We start from the raw sequence: 18,953 nt of genomic DNA on the forward strand, positions 1-18,953 counted from the left end.
AACAATGCCAAAATTAAAAACGAAATCAGGTGCTAAGAAACGTTTTGCTCTTACCGGGTCTGGTAAGATCAAAAGAAAAAACGCTTACAAAAGCCACATCTTAACAAAGAAAGAAACGAAGCAGAAGAGAAATCTTACGCAAACTTCTTATGTTGCTAAAGTGGACGAGAAAAGTGTTCAACGTCAATTAGCAATTAAGTAGTTTTTATAAATCTATATCCGGTTTATAAGAATTCAAAACAAATTCAACATTTTAACCCTGAAATGGAGCACCTAAGAGTAATGAAAAAAGTACCGCACATTTCAAAAAAACAATTTAATTATGCCAAGATCAGTAAATTCGGTAGCTTCAAGAGCTAGAAGAAAGAAAATTTTTAAGCACGCTAAAGGTTATTTCGGAAGAAGAAAGAACGTTTGGACAGTAGCTAAAAACGCGGTGGAAAAAGCAATGCAATATGCTTACCGTGGTAGAAAAGAGAAGAAAAGAAACTTCAGAGCACTTTGGATCACTCGTATTAACGCAGGAGCCAGAGAGCACGGAATGTCTTACTCTCAGTTTATGGGAGCTCTTAAGAAAAACAATGTGGAGCTTAACAGAAAAGTTTTAGCAGATTTAGCAATGAATCATCCTGAAGCTTTCAAAGCAGTTGTAGATCAAGTAAAATAATGTAAAATTTTTGTTATCAATATTAAATCCCGGTTTTTTTGCCCGGGATTTTTTTATTATTTACATTTGTTGAATTATTAAATATATAAAAATTTATCTAAGGGTGAAAAAACTAACTACTTTTCTGCTTATTTCTTTGGTTTCTTACAACCTTCATAGCCAAAGTTTTATTCAGGCATATAAAAACAGGGCAGACCAGGTTTCCCAGACCAATATTACCACGATGCTTCAGGAATTTGAAAATCTTGGGGTAAAAACTACAGGTTCTGTCGCCAATACCAATGCCCTGAACTGGCTTAAAGCAAAATACCAGTCGTACGGCTATGCTGTGAGCCAGATGGTGGAAGATCCTTTCACTTTCGGCAGCACCACCTCAAAAAATCTTGTGATTACGAAAACAGGAACATTGTATCCTAATATTTATGTGATTATCTGCGGGCATTACGATACGATCACCGGAACCGGTGTGAGTGACAACGGAAGCGGAACATCCATTATCCTGGAAGCAGCAAGGATCTTAAAGGATATTCCTACGGATTATTCCATCAAGTTTATTCATTTTTCCGGGGAAGAACAAGGGTTGATTGGAAGTACGCATTATGCTGATAATGTTGTGTTCCAGAATAATGTAAGACAGCTGAACATCAGAGTAGTTTTTAATATTGATCAGGTTGGAGGCAAAATCGGGAACAACAATAATGCGATTAAATGTGAGAGTGACCAGTCCGGACAATCCGGAAACAATGCCCAATCTCTTTCTTTTACCCAGCAGCTGGCCAATTGTACTACATTATATTCTCCGCTACAGACTGTAATGTCTAATGCTTATGCTTCAGATTATATCCCTTTTGAACAGAACGGAGATATTATTACCGGGTTTTATGAAAATGTAAGAAGCTTCAATGAGCATACGGTAAATGATACTTTTGCGAATGTAGATCCGGCTTATGTTTTCAATGTAGGAAAAGCGGCTGTTGGGGCATTACAGCATTTTGCAACGGCTTCGACCACCCTATTGGCTACGGAAGAAATAAATATGAACAGCCTTGAAACAGTAAAAGTTTATCCGAATCCTGCAAAAGATATCCTGAACATCGAACTTCCGAAAGATATTAAAGATTTCAATATTGAAATTACGGATATGAATGGAAGGCTTATCCTAAGTAAAGCAAATGAAACGAAAATAAATGTTTCAGGCCTGGCAAACGGAGCTTATTTAGCAACGATAAAAACCAGAGATAATAAGGCAGTCAGAAAAATAATTATCGGAAAATAATTTTTTGTATAAATTAAATCCTGAGTTACTGCTCAGGATTTTTTATTGAAAGATTTATGATTAATACTTAATCGGCATCGACCAGGTATGACATTGGATTTTCCATATTGAATTTTCCAGAACCCAGGTGACAGAATAATGACCTTTCCCCAATACTTTCCCATCAGATAATTCTGCATCTTTAAAAATTCCGTGTTCAAAAGCTAACGTTTCAGAAATCATCAATTCTTGCGGTTCAAAAAATACGTCTACTTTTCCCAAGCCTCCTTTCATAAAATCCAGGATATTTTCATTTCCCTGGACAACAGGCTTATTAGGAGGAAAAATCAAAGCATTATCTGCATATACATTTTTGAAATTTTCCGGCTCTGAATTTCTCCAGCTTTCTGTCCAGATTTGCATTGTCGGATTTTCCATTTCTTTTAATTTTTATTTTGAACATAAATAAATCCGGCATCAGTTCCACCGCCGCTCAAGGCAACCGCAATATTTAAATGTGCCATTGCTTCCAGATGCCTTGCATTTTTAATTCCTCCCACTATCAAACCGTTGAAACCTGCATCATCAGCTAATTTCTTTACCGTAAGTGCAGCTTCCTGATCATCAGAAGCAATAAAAGCGGTTAATTTTTGTCCGTTAAACTGTTTATCCAACTTCATTGCATCTGCAAAAATGGTGTTGAATGCTTTTACAACCTTACTTTCAGGCACCAACCGTGCTGTCTGTTCTCCCCCGCTGTCTTCCCCTAAAAATACGGGTGACCAGTCTGAAATATTAATGGCATTGGTGATGTCTACAACAATTTTACCTTTCAGATGCTCTCTGTTCTCTGTTAAAACTTCTTTCATCGCAGAAAAAGGAATAGCAAAGCAGATAATTTCGCCGAAAGAAATTGCATCTCCCACAGAAAGCTGATCATCTTTAGGTTGATGTGTTCCGAATCGTACCGAATGACTTGCATTCGTAAATAAATTCCCAAGATTGGATGCTACATTTCCAGCACCGATAAAACTTATATTCATGAGTTTAATATTATTAAAAAAATTAAAGTTGCAAACTTAGTTTTGTATCTTTACTTTTGCAAGTAGTTACCTAATTGTATGGTAGTTACCAAAAAGTAAGTGTCAAATGATGAGAAAAGAAAGTTCTGTAAACCTGGAAAACGAAAAGACTTTGGAAGCAGAATGTCCGTTTATATTTGCATTATCATTAATGGGTAAACGCTGGAAACCCGCCATATTATGGAAAATGACGGAAGGAATTTGTCGTTTTGGAGAAATGAAAAGAGCAATCCCACAGATCAGCGAAAAAATGCTCGCCCAACATTTAAGAGAGCTGGAAACAGACGGACTGATTACCAGAACCGTTTATCCCGAAATGCCGCCACGCGTTGAATACGCATTAACAGAACTGGGATTATCGCTTCAGCCGATTTTGAAACAGCTGAATGATTGGGGAGAAAACACTAAGAAAATAAAAAACATTGCATAGAAAAAGCCAACCGAATTTTTTGGCTGGCTTCTGATTTATACGGTTCTTATGTGATTTTAAAGATAGCGTTCCTACGGAACGCCAAACATTTTCCGAATATGATTTCTACACAGATAAAACTCCATAGAGTTTTCTTTTTAAATTTAAACAATTTTATATACAATCATTAAGAGCTTAAAATATTAACTATGAAAATAAGACTTTGCGTCTGAAACTTCTAATGAGAATGAAAAAAATTTAAAATAGATTTAAACCTTAAATATAAAAAACAACTTTATCGGTTTCTGGACAGCAGAATTTCCTCAATATCTTTTAGCGTAAAATTTTTAGCTTTCAGTAAAATTAAAAGGTGATACAGCAGATCTGCGGCTTCATTTTTAAACAGATCGTCATTGCTGTCTTTGGCTTCGATTACCACTTCTACCGCTTCCTCTCCCACTTTCTGAGCCATTTTATTGATTCCTCTCTGAAACAGTGAATACGTGTAGGAACCTTCGGTCTTTTCATCAATTCTCCGGCTTATTTTCTCTTCAAGCTCATACAGAAAACCTTTGGACTCCCTTTCCCCGAAACAGCTGAAGCTTCCGGTGTGGCAAACAACATTGGTCGGAATTGCTTTAATTAAAATAGTATCCTGATCACAGTCTACAGAAATATTTTTAACGGTTAAAAAATTTCCCGACTCCTCACCTTTTGTCCAGAGTCGGTTCTTGGAACGGCTGAAAAACGTTACAACTCCTTCTTTTTTAGTTTTTTCAAAAGCTTCTTCGTTCATATAGCCCAGCATCAAAACCTGCAAGGTTCTGTCATCCTGAATAATCACCGGAACCAAGCCTTCGCTTTTATTAAAATCGATATTCATCGTACTGCCAATTTTTTAAATTTTAAATTACTTTTAAGATCCTCAATCTGTACTTCTCCAAAATGGAAAATACTTGCAGCCAAAGCGCCTGTTGCTTTGGTCTGATTAAAAACTACCTCAAAATCTTCCAATTTTCCGGCACCCCCGGAAGCAATGACGGGAATGTTGATGCTTTCGGAAATTAATTTTGTGATTCTTAGATCAAAACCATTTTTCGTGCCGTCACCGTCCATCGAAGTAAGAAGAATTTCTCCGGCTCCCAGTTCTTCCGCTTTTTTTGCCCAGTCTAATGTCTTCAGATCCGTTATTTCCCTTCCCCCTTTCACATGAACCCAATCTGATCCGTTTACTAATTTGGTATCAATAGCAACCACAATACACTGACTTCCAAATTCTTTTGATAAATCTGAAATTAGTGCCGGATTTTTAACCGCCGAAGAATTAATGCTGATCTTATCGGCTCCGGCTTCCAAAAGTTTTCTTACATCTTCAATGGTAGAAATTCCACCACCAACGGTGAATGGAATACTCAGTTCCGCTGAAATTTTCTGTACAAGTTCCGCAAAAGTCTTACGCTCTTCTATCGTTGCGGTAATATCCAGAAAAACCAATTCGTCTGCACCTTCTTTTTCATATTTTTTGGCAAGTTCTACAGGATCTCCCGCATTTCTTAGTCCTTCAAAATTAATTCCTTTCACCGTAGTTCCGTCTTTGATATCCAGACACGGAATGATTCTTTTTTTAAGCATTTTCAATACAATTTTGGAGTTGCTGCAAACTGATTCTGCCTTCATAAATCGCTTTCCCGATAATGATTCCGGAACAGCCTATTGTTTTCATTTTAGATACATCTTCCATACCCGAAATTCCGCCGCTTGCAATGAGCCGGATGTTTGTTTTTTGTAGAATTTCTTCATAAAGTTCATCCGAAGCGCCCTGAAGCATTCCGTCTTTGGAAATATCCGTACAGATCACGTTTTTAATTCCTTTATTTTTATATTTGAGAATAAAATCAATCACATCAAGCTGACTTTCTTCCAGCCAGCCCGAAGTTTTTATCTTACGGTTTTCGCAATCGGCTCCGAGAATGATTTTATCCGGACCATATTTTTCAATCAGATCAAAGCAAAAATCGGGATCCTGAACAGCAATGCTTCCAATCGTAATCTGCTTTGCTCCTGAATTAAAAGCAATTTCAATATCTTCTAAAGTCTTCAGTCCGCCCCCGAAATCAATTTCCAGAGAAGTCTCTTTTGCAATGGTTTCCAAAACTTTTTGGTTAACAATATGCTTAGATTTTGCACCGTCAAGATCCACCAGATGAAGATATTGTATGCCAAAACTTTCAAATTCTTTGGCAACTTCAAGAGGGTTTTCATTGTAGATTTTTTTAGTATCATAATCTCCTTTCGACAAACGGACGCATTTTCCGTCGATAATATCTATAGCGGGAATAATTTTCATATTCAGGTTTTATTGTTTTAAAAAGTTTTCCAGTAAACGGCTTCCCACATCTCCTGATTTTTCGGGGTGAAACTGCATCGCATAAAAATTATCTTTTTGCAGAGATGCACTGAACGGCAGAATGTAATCGCATATTGACGTCGTATTTTCCGATAATTCGCAATAGAAACTGTGAACGAAATATACATCGCTGTTTTCTTCAATCCCCGAAAATATCCCGGATTTAAAATCTGAAATCGTATTCCATCCCATGTGCGGAACAATATTCTTTGCAGGAAATTTTTTTACATTGATGTCAAAAATTCCCATCCCGACTGTATTTCCTTCTTCATTGTTTTTACACATCAGCTGCATTCCCAGACAAACGCCTAAAACCGGTTGTTTTAAGGTTGGAATTAGCTGATCCAGGCCTTTTTCCTTTAGTAATTTCATGGTGGACGAAGCTTCACCCACTCCCGGAAAAATCACTTTGTCGGCTTTTCTTATCATGTCAAAATTATCGGTTACCACAGATTCTACATTTAATCTGTTCAATGAATTTTGTACGGAACTGACATTTCCGCCGTTGTATTTGATGATGGCAATCATTATAAACTTCCTTTGGTTGATGGTAAATTAAAATTCGTATCCGTCTGCTTTACGGCCATTTTCACCGCTTTGGCAAATGCTTTAAACACAGATTCGATCTTGTGGTGTTCATTGTCTCCTTCCACTTTAATGTTGAGATTGCATTTTGATGAATCGGTAAACGATTTAAAGAAATGATAAAACATTTCTGTGGGAACATCTCCAATTTTTTCACGGTTAAAGTCTGCTTCCCACATCAGCCACGGTCTTCCTCCAAAATCGATCGCCACCTGTGCCAGACAATCATCCATTGGGAGGAGAAATCCGTAACGTTCAATTCCTTTTTTCTTTCCCAACGCTTTTAAAACAGCTTCGCCAAGAACAATTCCCGTGTCTTCAATGGTGTGGTGTTCATCAACCTGCAAATCTCCTTTGACGTTAATTTTTAAATCTAGATTGCCATGTTTAGAAATCTGCTCGAGCATGTGATCAAAAAAGTGTAATCCGGTTGAAATTTCAGATGTTCCGCTTCCATCAAGATTGATTTCAATTTCAATTTCTGTTTCATTGGTTTTTCTTAAAACTTTTGCTTTTCGTGGAATATTCGCCAAAAATTGTGCGATTTCGCTCCAGCTTTCCGTTGTTAAATCAGCTTCCTCATTTTGGATTTTACTGATCAATATGGATTTTGACCCTAAGTTTTTTGCCAGCTGAATATCTGTAAGCCGATCACCAATCACAAATGAATTTTCCAGATCGTAATTTCCATAAATATATTTTGCCAACATTCCGGTTCCCGGCTTTCTTGTGGGCAAATTTTCGTTTTCAAAGCTTTTATCAATCAGAATATCACTGAAAAGAATTCCTTCATTTTCAAATGCTTTCAGCATTTTTTCCTGTGGTTTGATGAAATCTTCGTAAGGAAAACTTTCAGTTCCCAAACCATCCTGATTGGTTACCATTACCAGTTCAAAATCAAGTTCTCTGGCAATTCTGGAAAGATTCTGGAAAACTCCGGGATAAAATTCGAGCTTTTCAAGAGAATCAACCTGAAAATCTGTTGGCGGTTCTATGATTAATGTTCCGTCGCGGTCTATAAATAATACTTTTTTCATTTTACTTTTCTTTTACTTTTTCTACACCTCACAGGTTTTAAAAACCTGTGAGGTTCCAGATTTAATTAAATACTTTTTAAGACGTTAATCAGCTTATTGTTTTCTTCCCTTTTACCCACATTAATTCTAATGCAATCCGGAATCTGAGGACTTCTTTTGCTTGTCAGTATTTCATTTTTCAGTAACTCCTGGTACACATTTTCTGCGTTGTTAAATTCAATTAAAAAGAAATTAGCATCTGTAGGAAATACTCTTTTTACACATTCAATATTAAGCAATTCATGTTTTAATCTTGAAATTTCACTTAAAGTATTTTTTATATTTTCTTCTATAATATTTTTATAATTAATTAATTGCATGATTTTATTTAAACTTAATGAATTAACGTTATAAGGTGATTTCACGGTATTAATCAGCTTTATGATTTCTTGCAATGCATAGGCAATACCCACTCTTGCTCCGGCCATTCCCCATGCTTTTGAGAAGGTCTGAAGAACAATCAGGTTGGGATATTTTTCCAACAGCTCAATGCAGGATGTCTGTTCTGAAAATTCAATATACGCTTCGTCCACAACAACAATTCCATCAAAATTCTGAATGTAAAATTCAATATCTTCAATAGAATTTCCGGTAGGATTGTTGGGAGAACATAAAAAGAAAACTTTTGGTTTTTCTTCGTTTGAAATTTTTAAAAACTCTTCTTTATCAATTCCAAAATTTTCATCCAGATTCAGTTTGATCACTTTATTTTCATTCACAGAAGCATAAAATCCGTACATCGCAAAAGAAGGATTCATCATCAGAATAGCATCTTTCTTCGGTTCACAAAAAACTTTCACGATAAGATCGATCAGCTCATCGCTTCCGTTTCCTACTGCAATCTGTTCTGCCAAAACATTTTTCAGTGCAGCCAATTTCTCTTTCAATTCTTTCTGGGTAGAATCCGGATAGCGGTTGCATTCTCCGAATGCGCTTTCATTCGCATCCAGAAAAACAGGGTTTTCAAATGTATTGTTGTCCCTGAAACTCACATAAGGCTGAAGTTCCAGAATATTTTTTCGTACTAAATCTTTGATATTAAATTCTTTCATTTTTGTTTTTTTAATCTGATACTTACTGCATTTTTGTGAGCGAATAATCCTTCAGCTTCCGCCATCACTTCAATGGTTTTTCCTAAATTTTTCAATCCCAGTTCCGACAGATTCTGAAACGTGATTTTCTTTACGAAACTGTCGAGAGACACACCACTGTAGCTTTTTGCAAATCCGTTCGTCGGAAGGGTGTGATTGGTTCCGCTAGCATAGTCTCCTGCGCTTTCACAGGAATAATTTCCTAAGAATACAGAGCCTGCATTGTGAATTTTCGGAATATAATTTTTAAAATCATTGAGTGCTAAAATCAAGTGTTCCGGAGCGTACAAATTGCTGAATTCCAAAGCCTCATCAATTGAATTAAGCAAAATAAAATAACTGTTTTTTAAAGATTCTGCTGCCATTTCATTTCTTGGAAGTGCTTCAAGCTGTTTTTGGGTTTCCAAAATCGTTTCATTAAGAATTTTCTCATCTGTGGACAGGAAAATCACCTGACTGTCACTCCCATGTTCTGCCTGAGAAAGCAAATCTGCTGCACAGAATTCAGGAACTGCCTTTTCGTCGGCAATCACAAGGACTTCACTCGGTCCGGCAGGCATATCGATCGCAACATTGTAATTTTGAGCATATTCTTTCGCCGCTACAACATATTGATTTCCGGGGCCGAAAATTTTATACACATTCGGAATGCTTTCTGTTCCGAATGTCATTGCTGCAATCGCCTGCGCGCCTCCTGTTTTGAATATTTTTGTAACTCCGCACAATTTTGCGGTGTATAAAATGGCAGGATTTACGTTTCCGTTTTTATCGGGCGGCGTACAGAGAATAATTTCTTTACAACCCGCCAACTGAGCCGGAACGGCAAGCATTAGAACCGTGGAAAACAAAGGAGCTGTTCCGCCCGGAATATAAATTCCTACTTTTTCGATCGCACGGTTTTCTCTCCAGCATACTACTCCTTTCGTCGTTTCTATTTTTTCTATACCGGAAATTTGAGAAGCGTGGAATGTAGTGATGTTTTCTTTAGCTTCCTGAATCGCTGCTTTCAGTTCTTCGCTGATCAGATTTTCAGCGGTTTCAATTTCTTCTTCAGAAATTTTAATGTTGTTTATTTCAGCGGAATCAAATTTTTTAGCAAAATCAATCAGTGCCCGATCTCCGTTGTTCTTTACTTCATTAAAAATTCCGGCAACTATTTCGGTTAGCTGTTCTCTTTTTATAATAGGTCTTTTTGTTAATTCAGACCATTTTTCCCTTTCAGGATATATTTTTACCTGCATATTAAATCACCATTTTATCGATTGGAATTATTAAAATATCCTGCGCTCCTTTATCTTTCAGTTCATCAATCACTTCCCAGAAACGCGCTTCATCTATCACGGAATGGATGCTGCTCCATCCTTCTTCCGCCAACGGAATCACCGTCGGACTTTTCAGCACAGGAAGCGCTTTTGAAACTTCTCCGATCTTGTCGTTCGGAACGTTCATGAGAATATATTTTGAATTTTTTGCTTTAAGGACGGCTTTAATTCTGAAGAGAAATTTTTCAAGAATTCTGGTTTTTTCTTCATCCAGCCTGAATGTTTTTGCCAGAACAGCTTCAGAAGTAAGAATGGTGACGGTTTCTCTTAATCCGTTTTTGAAGAGGGTGCTTCCTGAGCTAACAATATCGCAGATTCCGTCGGCAAGTCCGATGTTCGGAGCGATTTCTACAGAGCCAGAAATGATGTGGATTTCTGCGGAAATATTGTTTTTATCCAAAAAGTTTTTCAGGGTATTCGGATAAGAAGTGGCAATTTTTCTTCCCTGAAAATAAGTCAGGTCATTGGTTTCAATTTCTTTCGGAACTGCCAGAGAAACTCTGCATTTTGAAAATCCTAAAGGCTGAACGATTTCAATTTTTTTCTGTTTTTCTGCCAGAAGATTTTCTCCAACAATGGCAACATCTACTACTCCATCTTCCAGATACTGAGGAATATCCGAATTTCGGAGGTACATAATTTCCATGGGGAAATTATCTACGGAAACTTTAAGCTGGTCTTTTCCGTTGTTAACGAAAATACCGCAGTCTTTCAGTAGCTGAAGTGATTCTTCGTAAAGCCTGCCGCTTTTCTGTATGGCTATTTTTAATTTACTCATTTTACTTTTTGTTGTGTCTGAGTAAAAAAGGGTGGTTTGGAAATAAATTGCCCGGGATGAATTTAGAAACAAAAAACCGCCTGTTTACTCAGACGGTTTTAATTATTTTTGATTTTTAACATAAGTACCTATCAATCAATTCCGTCTTAGCAGAGATGATGATAATGATGTACTGTTAAAAAATTCGGTTTCATTTTGTTTGAATTGTATGATGCAAATTTAAGCCAATAAATTTTAATAATGCAAATATTATTTTAAAATATTTTCATAAAGTTTTATTAATTGTTGTGCAATGGGCTGATCATTAAACTTTTGCACAAACTCAAAACCCTTTTCAGCACGGCGTTTCCTTTCGGATTCGTTTTGCCATAAAAATTTAATTTTTGCCTGAATATCAAGATGATTATTGGGATCTACGTACACAGAATCTGGTCCGCCGGCTTCCGGCAAACAGCTTGTATTGCTGGTGATCACCACGGTTTTGGAAAATAATGCTTCGATCACAGGAATGCCGAATCCTTCAAATAAACTTGGATAAATGAAGATATCTGCGAGCTTGTAGATTACAGCTAATTCATTCATTGAAACATCTTCCAGAAAATAAGCTTTGATTTTATTATCACGGACAAAGCGTTCTACTTTTTTGGAATATTTTGTTTTTTTGCCAACTACCACCAGTGGAATTTCCGTGCCTTTTAAAGCTTTAACAACGCTTAATAAATTTTTACGTTTTTCAATGGTTCCTACATTCAGAATGAAACGTTCGGGAAGATTGAATTTTTCCTTTGTTTGCTGAATAAATTCGCCAGATTGCTCTTCTTTAAAAGCTTTATGACAGCCCTGGTAAATCACCTCAATTTTAGATTCCGGAACGTTGAGGAAGTGAACGATATCGCTTTTCGTCTGTTCGGAAATCGCTATGATTTTATCTGCTGAATCTGCGGCTCTTTTAAATTTCCAAAAATGAATTTTACGGTCGAAAAAGGAATAATACTGCGGAAAACGCATGAAAATAAGATCGTGAATGGTAACGATTTTTTTAATAGGTTTTTTATCCCATTTTAAAGGCAGCTCGCCCGATAATCCATGAAAAATATCGGCGTTTTGATGCTGTGCATCTTTCCCCATTTTCAGCTGGCGGGAAAGGCTTCCTTTTGTTGTTTTGATGAAGTCGACGTTGGGAAGATCCAGAATATCAGATCCTCTTTCGGATTTGTTCTTATTTAGCAAAAGATATTCATTTTCAGGAAAATAAGTTGCCAGAATTCTTACGAAATCTCTCGAATAGTTCCCTAACCCGGAAGTGTTGTGGAAAAAACGTTTTGCGTCGAAAGCTATTTTCATGAGCTGATCTTTTTTTGAAATTCCTGAAATGTACCGAATGTATAGTTTTTACTTTTTAGCCAGGATAGAAATTCGTCGAAACGTTTTACCATATCCTGTCCTGAATTTTTTACCGTAAAGCCCGGTAATTTAAAGGCTTCTTCCTTAATTTCCGCAAACTCCCAGGGATGAAAATAGATGTTGAGATAGTTGTCTTTTTTTAAAGTATCTGAAGCCAGTTTTTTATAAAAAGATAAAGGGAAATTATGAAAGCTCAGCCAGAATAAAGGAATTCTGAAATTGGGCGAAACCGAAGCGGGAATCTGCATCACATTTCCTTCTATGAAGTACGTTCTGGATACTTTCAGATTATTATATCTTCCCGGAAGAAAAGTGGGATTGATGGAGGAATTATACGAATATCCCGCATTTTCAACAGCATTTTTACTTACCGGCATCATTCTGGGCATTCTCAGTCCGGTCACTTTTGTGCTGAATAATTCTTCAAGTTTTTCCTTAGACTGCTTCAGGTGTTCTTCTTTAAAATCCGAATGGTACCAGGTGTGAGAAGCCAGTTCGTGGCCTTCATTCAATAATCTTTCGATTAAATGTTTACTATTTTCTGCAAACACAACGGTTGAAAAAAAAGTTGCTTTTGCATGATGTTTTTTAAGAATATTTAAAATATTTTCCAGTCCTTCCTGAGAAATGGAGATCTGTTTCTGAAAAGAAATCTCCCCTTTGTATTCCAATGGCATATCAAATTCCTCGATGTCAAAACTTAATAAAACCATGTTAAAAATTTTTGTTTTTGATGATATAGTTGGGTCTGTTTTTTACCTGCTTAAAGATTTTACCTAAATACATTCCGATGATTCCCAAAATGATTAACTGCAGTCCGCCAAAAAAAACGATCGTCATAATCAGTGATGCCCATCCGGAAATTTCTGTTTTGGTAATGAAAGAATGGATGACATACACTGCATATCCGATCACTGAAATTCCCGAGAATAAAAATCCCAGATAAGCGGCAATGTAAAGCGGTTTCACGCTAAAAGCCGTAATTCCGGTAAAGGCAAAGGTAACCATCTTTTTAAGATTGTAGCTGCTTTTCCCGGAAAGCCTTTCATTCGCGGTAAAACTGATTCCGATTTGTTTGAAGCCCATCCAGCTGGTGAGTCCTCTTAAAAAAAGATCATCCTCATTGAGATTTCTCATGACTTCTACGGCACCGGCATCCATCAGTCTGAAATCTGAACCACCGCCTTTTGTTAAATCAACATCCGATAAGCCAGATAAAATTTTATAGAAAAAATCCGAAGTTTTTCTTTTGAATACCGAAATTTCTTTAGGGTATTTTCTTACCGTGAATACAATATCGTAGCCTTCTTCCCATTTTTTAATCATCTCCGGAATAAGTTCGGGAGGATGTTGAAGATCGCCGTCCATCGAAATGACCGCATTTCCGGTGGCGTTGTCCATTCCTGCTTTTACCGCTGGCTGGTGTCCGAAGTTTCTTGAAAATTCAATAAATTTTACTTCTTCATGCTGTTGTGATAGCTCCTCCAATTTTTGCTGGGTATTGTCCCTGCTGCCGTCATTAACGAATATGATTTCAAATGTGTAATGCTCAAGACTATCAAAAACTTCCTTTATTTTTTGATGGACCAAAGCAACGTTCCCTTCTTCGTTATGTGCAGGAATGACGATTGAAATTTTCTTCATACTGATTATTCAAGGCTGTAACTTTTCTCAAAATCTTTGGTGAGAAGCTCATAGGTAATTCTCAGCCAGACTACGATGCAAGGTACGGCTTTTAAAGAATATTTGATGATGTAGTTATGCTTTACATATTTCGGGAACAGATCGGAAGTTGAGAAGCAGGTGAAAATAATGACGAATACCAATAACCCGATAACGAGAGGTGTTCTTTCTTTCTTAAGGAAAAACCAGATCAGTACGCCAACAATAGCAATGATATACGTCGGAGATTCCGAACTTGAGCTGAACAATACCAGAAACAACAATGTTGAAGCGAGAATCATCAGCTGAAAAGCATAATGTTTGTATTGTTTAATTCTAAAATATGGCGCTGCAAAAAGCGGTAATCCGAAAGCAAGAAATACTAAATTTGAAATGGAAGCATCACCCAAAATTCTTCTGAAGAAGCCCATTAGCGAAATATCCTGCATATTTCCCAACACCTGGTTTTCATTGTTTTTTTCTACGATAGACTGAAACCAGTCTGCATAACACTGAACAACAAATTTGGGGCTTGAATAGGCCATAGGCAACACAAAGAAAACTGCGGCAATAACTAATCCTGAAAGAATAAATTTCGTTTTATTTTTAATAAAGAAAAACTGAGACAGTCCTACAATTCCGTAGATTTTTACGAAAACTCCGATCAATATTGCCGTTACCGATTTAACTTCTTTTTTCTCGTGAATATATACTGCTGATAAGAGTAAAAGTCCGGTTAAGGCAACATTAAATTGCAGACTTAAAGCTGCCGTGATGTATTCCTGCAGACAGAATAAACCGAATAATGCTTTTTTGGAATCTGAAAATGGAAGCTTATAAATACCATAAATAAGGATAAATGTATTGGCGGCATTCCACAGCGATATACCAAGCCAGTCGGGCATTACGGCAAAAGGGGCAATCAGCACACTGAAAAATACGCCGTAATGGTTTAAATCAAAATAAAGATCGGGATAATGAATGAACAGGTTTTTCTGATGAATGGTATTGTAAAATACATTTTTAAAAATCAGGTAATTGTTAATCGCATAATCTCCTCTCAAATATTTGGAAATGGAAGTAACCACCGATATAATAAGATAAACCCCAAATATATATTTAGGGTTTAACAGTATTTTAAGAAATTTTTCTTTCAAAATGTTTGGTATTGGTTTAAAATATATTCTTAAACGGCAACATTATTATCTCTCAAAGCATCATTTAAAGACGTTTTTTTGTCGGTAGATTCTTTTCTCTGACCGATGATCAAAGCACAAGGAACCTGGTATTCTCCGGCCGGATACTGTTTCGTGTAACTTCCCGGAATTACTACGGAACGAGCAGGAACCCTACCTTTAATTTCAACCGGTTCAGAACCCGTAACATCAATAATTTTTGTAGAGGCTGTAAGAACGACATTCGCTCCCAAAACAGCTTCTTTTTCAACGTGCACTCCTTCTACCACGATACATCTTGACCCGATAAAACAGTCGTCTTCTATAATTACCGGAGCTGCCTGAAGCGGTTCTAACACCCCGCCGATTCCTACCCCGCCGCTAAGGTGAACATTTTTACCGATCTGCGCGCAGCTTCCTACGGTTGCCCAGGTATCCACCATTGTTCCGGAATCTACATATGCTCCGATATTCACATAAGAAGGCATCATGATAACACCCGGAGCGATATAAGCCCCTTCTCTTGCCACGGCATGCGGTACAACTCTTACGCCTTTTTCAGCATAATTTCTTTTCAAAGGCATTTTATCATGAAATTCAAACGGACCAACTTCAATAGTTTCCATTTTCTGGATCGGAAAATATAGTACCACTGCTTTTTTCACCCATTCATTTACCTGCCATCCGTTTTCGGTAGGTTCAGCCGTACGAAGCTCTCCCTTGTCCACCAAAGCAATAACCTCTCTGATCGCCTTCTGGCTGTCCTCATTCTGCAATAATTCTCTGTTGTCCCAGATATTTTCAATTGTTTGTTGTAACGACATGTTTGTAGTTTAAAATTATGTGCGCCAAAGATACAAAAGTTAAGGGAAATTTTCTGAATGTAAATTAATCTTCGAGGAAGGTTGTTAAAGAATTCTTTTTGCGTGGAGATATGCCTTATTCCAGTATTTTTCTTTGAGAGATGAAATGATAACACCTTTTGTGGTTGATGCATGAATGAATTTTACCTCGCCGTCATTACCGATCTCATGAACGATCCCGACATGGGAAACCCTTGTTCCGCCGGCGGTTGCAAAGAATAAAAGATCTCCGGGCTTCACTTCTCTGATGTTGATTGTGTTTCCGGTTTCGGCCTGGTCTGCTGATCTTCTTGGAAGCTTATAGTTGTTTTCTTCAAAAACCTTTACGGCAAATCCTGAACAGTCGAACCCGGCTGATGTATTTCCTCCGAATTTGTAAGGAGCACCAAGGTATTTTTCGGCGTCTTTGAGTAACTCATTGGTAGACTTGGAAATTTTGCCGCTAAAATTAGAATCCAGATTTCTTAAATTTTCAGATTTAGAGACAGCTTTGGCGCCTGTACTTTTACCTGAACTTACTTTTTTTGAACTTCCGCATGAAACAGTAAGTAATGATGCAAGGAGTACACTATGAATTATGTTATAACTTACAATTTTAGCATTCAGACACTTCTTCATATTTCTTTGGTTTATAAGGCAAACGTGATACAAATATAAATAAATTATGCTTTTGTTTGTCTCATTTCATGGTATGGAATACTTTGAAGTTTAAGAAAACAAAAAAGCTATTCGGATGAATAGCTTTGTATAGTTACTGAATGATTGTATTAATTGGATGTTTTTTCACCTTTCCATGTTCCGGACCTGTCGGGAGTCGGGAGTGCATTTACCCATGTTCCGCTTGCTGTTTTTGTTCTGGTGAGCGTTCCTTTAAATTCTCCATCTTCAGGAGAACCGATGGTGGCATTAAGCTCCCCTGATTCGGAAAGAGTACCTGAAATGTAATAATTTTCTGTAGTCTGCTCAGAATCCAATGTCCCGGTTACTTTACCGTCGCTTGCCACAACGATGTTCCAGCTTCCTTTTTCCGTTCCTGCATAGGTTCCGGCCCAGGTGCCGATGAAGTCGTAGATGGTATCTTCATCTTTACAGCCGATGAATAAAAAAGCGGTGAATACAAGTAAAAATAATTTCTTCATAGTCTTGTTTTATAAACAAAATATAGAGAATGCAGGGTTTTTAATAAATCCTTTTATCTCCTGATTAATAATTGGTTGTATTTTAATTTTATTGAAAAAACAGTTAGTTTTAACTGTTTTTATTTTATTTTTAATTATTTTCAAAGATAATAAAATATCTGAAATGAACTATTGTTGCTGAATTTTTTTAGAAAAAAGTTTTTAATAATTGGTTTATATGAATAATTTGATATTCAATAATTAGTAATAAAATGTTATTATAAAAAAAAGAGTTACAATTTAATAATGTAACTCTTTATAAATGTGGAGAATACGGGGATCGAACCCGTCACCTTTAGACTGCCAGTCTAACGCTCTAGCCAGATGAGCTAATTCCCCTTCTACTGTTTAAAGCGGTACAAAAATAGCTATTTAAACAACATTTGCAAACATTTTATTAAATTTTCTTCAGTATTTATAGCTAACCAACATTATTTCAGGCATTTCAGATTAATATAAACAAAACGCACATTATGGTAACATGCGTTCTGCTTTTAAGTGGTTTTACTAGCTTAAAACTATTTCCATCCTCCGCCAAGAGCCTGATAAAGCTCAACGGCAGCTTTCATTTTGCTGTATTCTGCGTTGGCAATATTCAGTTCTGCATTTAAGGAATTTACACTGGCATTCAGTACTTCAAGATAATTTGCCATTCCATAGTTCACCAATTCCTGGGAATACTCAACGGAATTTTTGTAAGCATTCAGCTCTTTTTGTTTTAATTCAATAAAAGAATCCTGAACAGAAAAAACTCTTATGGCATCAGAAACTTCTTTTCCGGCTGTAAGAACTGTTTTCCTGAAATTCAGATAGGCTGTTTCCTGGTTGGCAAGGCTTACCTCATAATTCGTTCTGATGGCTCTCCTGTTTAAAATAGGCTGTGCCAGACCGGCCACAACATTGGCAAACAGTGAGTTTACGCTAAACAAATGGTCAATGTCCACAGATTGCACACCTCCGCTTCCTGTAATGCGTAAGGTAGGATAAAACTGCGCTTTCGCTGAATTGGTTAATTCAAAAGCGTTGACAAGGTTGTATTCTGCCTGCATCACGTCCGGACGGTTAGCCAACAATTGCACCGGGTACCCAAGCTTTACATCGATTGGCAGATTTTGGCTCTCAAGCGTAGATCTTTCGATGGTGTGGGAAGGTTCTCCCATCAGGAGGCTCATGGTGTTTTCCAACAGCTGGATCTGGGTATCAATATCAATCAGTAAAGATTTTGCATTAAAAACCAAAGCTTCACTCTGCTGTACCGCTACTTCCGTTAAAGTTCCTGCTGTTTTTAGGGCTCTCGTTGTTTCAAGATTTTTCTCACGAACTGCAATGGTTTCGTTGATGATTCTTTTCTGTGCATCAAAAGTAAGAAGCTGATAATATGCCGAAGCAACTGATGCTACGAGATCACTTTTCACCGCTTTATGTGCTGCAACTGTTCCAAGATAAGAGGCAAGACGTGCTTTTTCTTCCGCTTTTAATCTTCCCCAAATGTCTGCTTCCCAGCCGATACTTGCCGTAATATCAAACTGGTTGATGTATCTTCTTTCTCCGATGATCTGCCCGAACTGTGTATTGATAGACTGTGTCTGAAAAGTATAATTGGGTCCGATGGATAAAGTCGGCAGGTACGCCGCTTTGCTTTGTTTCAGGTATGATTCTGCCGAAGCAATGCTCTGCAAGGCAATTCTGATATCAAGATTATTTTCCAGCGCTTTTGAAATATGCTTCTGAAGGATAGGATCGGTAAAGATTTCTTTCCAGGAAACGTTGGCGATATTGGTGCTGTCTGAAGGAAGCATATCTGTACGGTACAGCTTTTCATCCACCACATTATTGGGGCGGTTGTATTCTTTTCTCACCATGCAAGATGATACCACTGCCAGAAGTACCACTGAGAAAGAGATTCCTTTTATAATATTTAAAATATTCTTCATTTTGAAGTTTAAGGTTTTAAAGTTCAGGGCTTCGTTCTTTTTAATATAAATTTAAAATTTAACCA

At 37.1% G+C, this 18,953-nt stretch carries 22 protein-coding genes and 1 tRNA gene; 4 read left to right on the forward strand and 19 right to left on the reverse strand.

Annotated features, from left to right (window positions below; translation table 11 throughout):
- The first annotated feature begins 4 nt into the window (after positions 1-4).
- From rpmI to SOP96_RS11105, 3 genes are all read left to right on the forward strand, one after another.
- The gene (rpmI, locus tag SOP96_RS11095) at positions 5-202 is read left to right on the forward strand and encodes a 50S ribosomal protein L35 (RefSeq protein ID WP_326321002.1); all 198 of its coding nucleotides are present in this window, start codon (positions 5-7) and stop codon (positions 200-202) included.
- Positions 203-322: 120 nt separating this feature from the next.
- Positions 323-667: a 50S ribosomal protein L20 gene (gene rplT, locus SOP96_RS11100; RefSeq protein ID WP_283422862.1), complete on the forward strand. Its 345-nt coding sequence runs from the start codon at positions 323-325 to the stop codon at positions 665-667.
- Positions 668-770: 103 nt separating this feature from the next.
- Positions 771-1,943: a M28 family peptidase gene (locus SOP96_RS11105; RefSeq protein ID WP_326321003.1), complete on the forward strand. Its 1,173-nt coding sequence runs from the start codon at positions 771-773 to the stop codon at positions 1,941-1,943.
- A gap of 60 nt (positions 1,944-2,003) precedes the next feature.
- Here SOP96_RS11105 and SOP96_RS11110 read toward each other — a convergent pair whose 3' ends face one another.
- Complete coding sequence (locus SOP96_RS11110; protein ID WP_326321004.1) at positions 2,004-2,360, reverse strand: YybH family protein; 357 nt, start codon at positions 2,358-2,360, stop codon at positions 2,004-2,006.
- Between the two features lie 5 nt (positions 2,361-2,365).
- Complete coding sequence (locus SOP96_RS11115) at positions 2,366-2,965, reverse strand: NADPH-dependent F420 reductase (protein ID WP_326321005.1); 600 nt, start codon at positions 2,963-2,965, stop codon at positions 2,366-2,368.
- Between the two features lie 106 nt (positions 2,966-3,071).
- Here SOP96_RS11115 and SOP96_RS11120 point away from each other — a divergent pair, with 106 nt between their 5' ends.
- Positions 3,072-3,434 (forward strand): winged helix-turn-helix transcriptional regulator, encoded by a 363-nt coding sequence (locus SOP96_RS11120; protein WP_326321006.1) that lies wholly within the window; start codon positions 3,072-3,074, stop codon positions 3,432-3,434.
- A 274-nt stretch (positions 3,435-3,708) separates the two neighbouring features.
- Here SOP96_RS11120 and hisIE read toward each other — a convergent pair whose 3' ends face one another.
- The 17 genes from hisIE to SOP96_RS11205 form a co-directional block, all read right to left on the reverse strand.
- Positions 3,709-4,296: a bifunctional phosphoribosyl-AMP cyclohydrolase/phosphoribosyl-ATP diphosphatase HisIE gene (gene hisIE / locus SOP96_RS11125; RefSeq protein WP_326321007.1), complete on the reverse strand. Its 588-nt coding sequence runs from the start codon at positions 4,294-4,296 to the stop codon at positions 3,709-3,711.
- Positions 4,293-5,045, reverse strand: a complete 753-nt coding sequence (hisF, locus tag SOP96_RS11130; protein ID WP_326321008.1) for an imidazole glycerol phosphate synthase subunit HisF — start codon at positions 5,043-5,045, stop codon at positions 4,293-4,295. Before hisF ends, hisIE begins: the two co-directional genes overlap by 4 nt.
- Positions 5,038-5,760, reverse strand: coding sequence for a 1-(5-phosphoribosyl)-5-[(5-phosphoribosylamino)methylideneamino]imidazole-4-carboxamide isomerase (gene hisA, locus SOP96_RS11135; protein ID WP_326321009.1), 723 nt, complete (start codon positions 5,758-5,760; stop codon positions 5,038-5,040). Before hisA ends, hisF begins: the two co-directional genes overlap by 8 nt.
- Positions 5,761-5,769: 9 nt before the next feature.
- Positions 5,770-6,348 (reverse strand): imidazole glycerol phosphate synthase subunit HisH, encoded by a 579-nt coding sequence (hisH, locus tag SOP96_RS11140; protein WP_326321010.1) that lies wholly within the window; start codon positions 6,346-6,348, stop codon positions 5,770-5,772.
- Complete coding sequence (hisB, locus tag SOP96_RS11145) at positions 6,348-7,442, reverse strand: bifunctional histidinol-phosphatase/imidazoleglycerol-phosphate dehydratase HisB (protein ID WP_326321011.1); 1,095 nt, start codon at positions 7,440-7,442, stop codon at positions 6,348-6,350. Before hisB ends, hisH begins: the two co-directional genes overlap by 1 nt.
- Before the next feature lie 65 nt (positions 7,443-7,507).
- A complete protein-coding gene (hisC, locus tag SOP96_RS11150) occupies positions 7,508-8,533 on the reverse strand; it encodes a histidinol-phosphate transaminase (protein ID WP_326321012.1) in 1,026 nt (341 codons plus the stop codon).
- The gene (hisD, locus tag SOP96_RS11155; protein WP_326321013.1) at positions 8,530-9,813 is read right to left on the reverse strand and encodes a histidinol dehydrogenase; all 1,284 of its coding nucleotides are present in this window, start codon (positions 9,811-9,813) and stop codon (positions 8,530-8,532) included. Before hisD ends, hisC begins: the two co-directional genes overlap by 4 nt.
- A 1-nt stretch (position 9,814) precedes the next feature.
- Entirely contained in the window at positions 9,815-10,672 is an 858-nt protein-coding gene (gene hisG, locus SOP96_RS11160) for an ATP phosphoribosyltransferase (RefSeq protein WP_326321014.1), read from the reverse strand.
- A gap of 249 nt (positions 10,673-10,921) precedes the next feature.
- Complete coding sequence (locus SOP96_RS11165; protein WP_326321015.1) at positions 10,922-12,016, reverse strand: glycosyltransferase family 4 protein; 1,095 nt, start codon at positions 12,014-12,016, stop codon at positions 10,922-10,924.
- Positions 12,013-12,789, reverse strand: coding sequence for a polysaccharide deacetylase family protein (locus SOP96_RS11170; protein WP_326321016.1), 777 nt, complete (start codon positions 12,787-12,789; stop codon positions 12,013-12,015). Before SOP96_RS11170 ends, SOP96_RS11165 begins: the two co-directional genes overlap by 4 nt.
- A 1-nt stretch (position 12,790) precedes the next feature.
- Positions 12,791-13,720: a glycosyltransferase family 2 protein gene (locus SOP96_RS11175; protein ID WP_326321017.1), complete on the reverse strand. Its 930-nt coding sequence runs from the start codon at positions 13,718-13,720 to the stop codon at positions 12,791-12,793.
- Between the two features lie 5 nt (positions 13,721-13,725).
- Positions 13,726-14,895, reverse strand: coding sequence for a glycosyltransferase family 87 protein (locus SOP96_RS11180; RefSeq protein ID WP_326321018.1), 1,170 nt, complete (start codon positions 14,893-14,895; stop codon positions 13,726-13,728).
- 29 nt (positions 14,896-14,924) lie between these two features.
- A complete protein-coding gene (locus SOP96_RS11185) occupies positions 14,925-15,737 on the reverse strand; it encodes a 2,3,4,5-tetrahydropyridine-2,6-dicarboxylate N-succinyltransferase (RefSeq protein WP_326321019.1) in 813 nt (270 codons plus the stop codon).
- Positions 15,738-15,821: 84 nt separating this feature from the next.
- Positions 15,822-16,394 (reverse strand): C40 family peptidase, encoded by a 573-nt coding sequence (locus SOP96_RS11190; protein ID WP_326321020.1) that lies wholly within the window; start codon positions 16,392-16,394, stop codon positions 15,822-15,824.
- Between the two features lie 149 nt (positions 16,395-16,543).
- Positions 16,544-16,915, reverse strand: a complete 372-nt coding sequence (locus tag SOP96_RS11195) for a hypothetical protein (RefSeq protein WP_326321021.1) — start codon at positions 16,913-16,915, stop codon at positions 16,544-16,546.
- 304 nt (positions 16,916-17,219) lie between these two features.
- Positions 17,220-17,293: transfer RNA gene (locus tag SOP96_RS11200), tRNA-Ala, on the reverse strand.
- A 179-nt stretch (positions 17,294-17,472) separates the two neighbouring features.
- On the reverse strand, positions 17,473-18,888 hold the full coding sequence (locus SOP96_RS11205) for a TolC family protein (protein ID WP_326321022.1): 1,416 nt from the start codon (positions 18,886-18,888) through the stop codon (positions 17,473-17,475).
- Positions 18,889-18,953 lie beyond the last annotated feature (65 nt).

The organism is Chryseobacterium salviniae, from assembly GCF_035819015.1.
In the GTDB taxonomy this organism is placed as follows: Bacteria; Bacteroidota; Bacteroidia; order Flavobacteriales; family Weeksellaceae; genus Chryseobacterium; species Chryseobacterium salviniae.

What these genes read in the sequence shown, in the direction of transcription:
- rpmI (WP_326321002.1), top strand. Translation starts at nt 5, where the DNA reads ATGCCAAAATTAAAAACGAAATCAGGTGCTAAGAAACGTTTTGCTCTT.
- rplT (WP_283422862.1), top strand. Translation starts at nt 323, where the DNA reads ATGCCAAGATCAGTAAATTCGGTAGCTTCAAGAGCTAGAAGAAAGAAA.
- SOP96_RS11110 (WP_326321004.1), bottom strand. Translation starts at nt 2,360, where the DNA reads ATGGAAAATCCGACAATGCAAATCTGGACAGAAAGCTGGAGAAATTCA.
- SOP96_RS11115 (WP_326321005.1), bottom strand. Translation starts at nt 2,965, where the DNA reads ATGAATATAAGTTTTATCGGTGCTGGAAATGTAGCATCCAATCTTGGG.
- SOP96_RS11120 (WP_326321006.1), top strand. Translation starts at nt 3,072, where the DNA reads ATGATGAGAAAAGAAAGTTCTGTAAACCTGGAAAACGAAAAGACTTTG.
- hisIE (WP_326321007.1), bottom strand. Translation starts at nt 4,296, where the DNA reads ATGAATATCGATTTTAATAAAAGCGAAGGCTTGGTTCCGGTGATTATT.
- hisF (WP_326321008.1), bottom strand. Translation starts at nt 5,045, where the DNA reads ATGCTTAAAAAAAGAATCATTCCGTGTCTGGATATCAAAGACGGAACT.
- hisA (WP_326321009.1), bottom strand. Translation starts at nt 5,760, where the DNA reads ATGAAAATTATTCCCGCTATAGATATTATCGACGGAAAATGCGTCCGT.
- hisH (WP_326321010.1), bottom strand. Translation starts at nt 6,348, where the DNA reads ATGATTGCCATCATCAAATACAACGGCGGAAATGTCAGTTCCGTACAA.
- hisB (WP_326321011.1), bottom strand. Translation starts at nt 7,442, where the DNA reads ATGAAAAAAGTATTATTTATAGACCGCGACGGAACATTAATCATAGAA.
- hisC (WP_326321012.1), bottom strand. Translation starts at nt 8,533, where the DNA reads ATGAAAGAATTTAATATCAAAGATTTAGTACGAAAAAATATTCTGGAA.
- hisD (WP_326321013.1), bottom strand. Translation starts at nt 9,813, where the DNA reads ATGCAGGTAAAAATATATCCTGAAAGGGAAAAATGGTCTGAATTAACA.
- hisG (WP_326321014.1), bottom strand. Translation starts at nt 10,672, where the DNA reads ATGAGTAAATTAAAAATAGCCATACAGAAAAGCGGCAGGCTTTACGAA.
- SOP96_RS11165 (WP_326321015.1), bottom strand. Translation starts at nt 12,016, where the DNA reads ATGAAAATAGCTTTCGACGCAAAACGTTTTTTCCACAACACTTCCGGG.
- SOP96_RS11170 (WP_326321016.1), bottom strand. Translation starts at nt 12,789, where the DNA reads ATGGTTTTATTAAGTTTTGACATCGAGGAATTTGATATGCCATTGGAA.
- SOP96_RS11175 (WP_326321017.1), bottom strand. Translation starts at nt 13,720, where the DNA reads ATGAAGAAAATTTCAATCGTCATTCCTGCACATAACGAAGAAGGGAAC.
- SOP96_RS11185 (WP_326321019.1), bottom strand. Translation starts at nt 15,737, where the DNA reads ATGTCGTTACAACAAACAATTGAAAATATCTGGGACAACAGAGAATTA.
- SOP96_RS11190 (WP_326321020.1), bottom strand. Translation starts at nt 16,394, where the DNA reads ATGAAGAAGTGTCTGAATGCTAAAATTGTAAGTTATAACATAATTCAT.
- SOP96_RS11195 (WP_326321021.1), bottom strand. Translation starts at nt 16,915, where the DNA reads ATGAAGAAATTATTTTTACTTGTATTCACCGCTTTTTTATTCATCGGC.
- SOP96_RS11205 (WP_326321022.1), bottom strand. Translation starts at nt 18,888, where the DNA reads ATGAAGAATATTTTAAATATTATAAAAGGAATCTCTTTCTCAGTGGTA.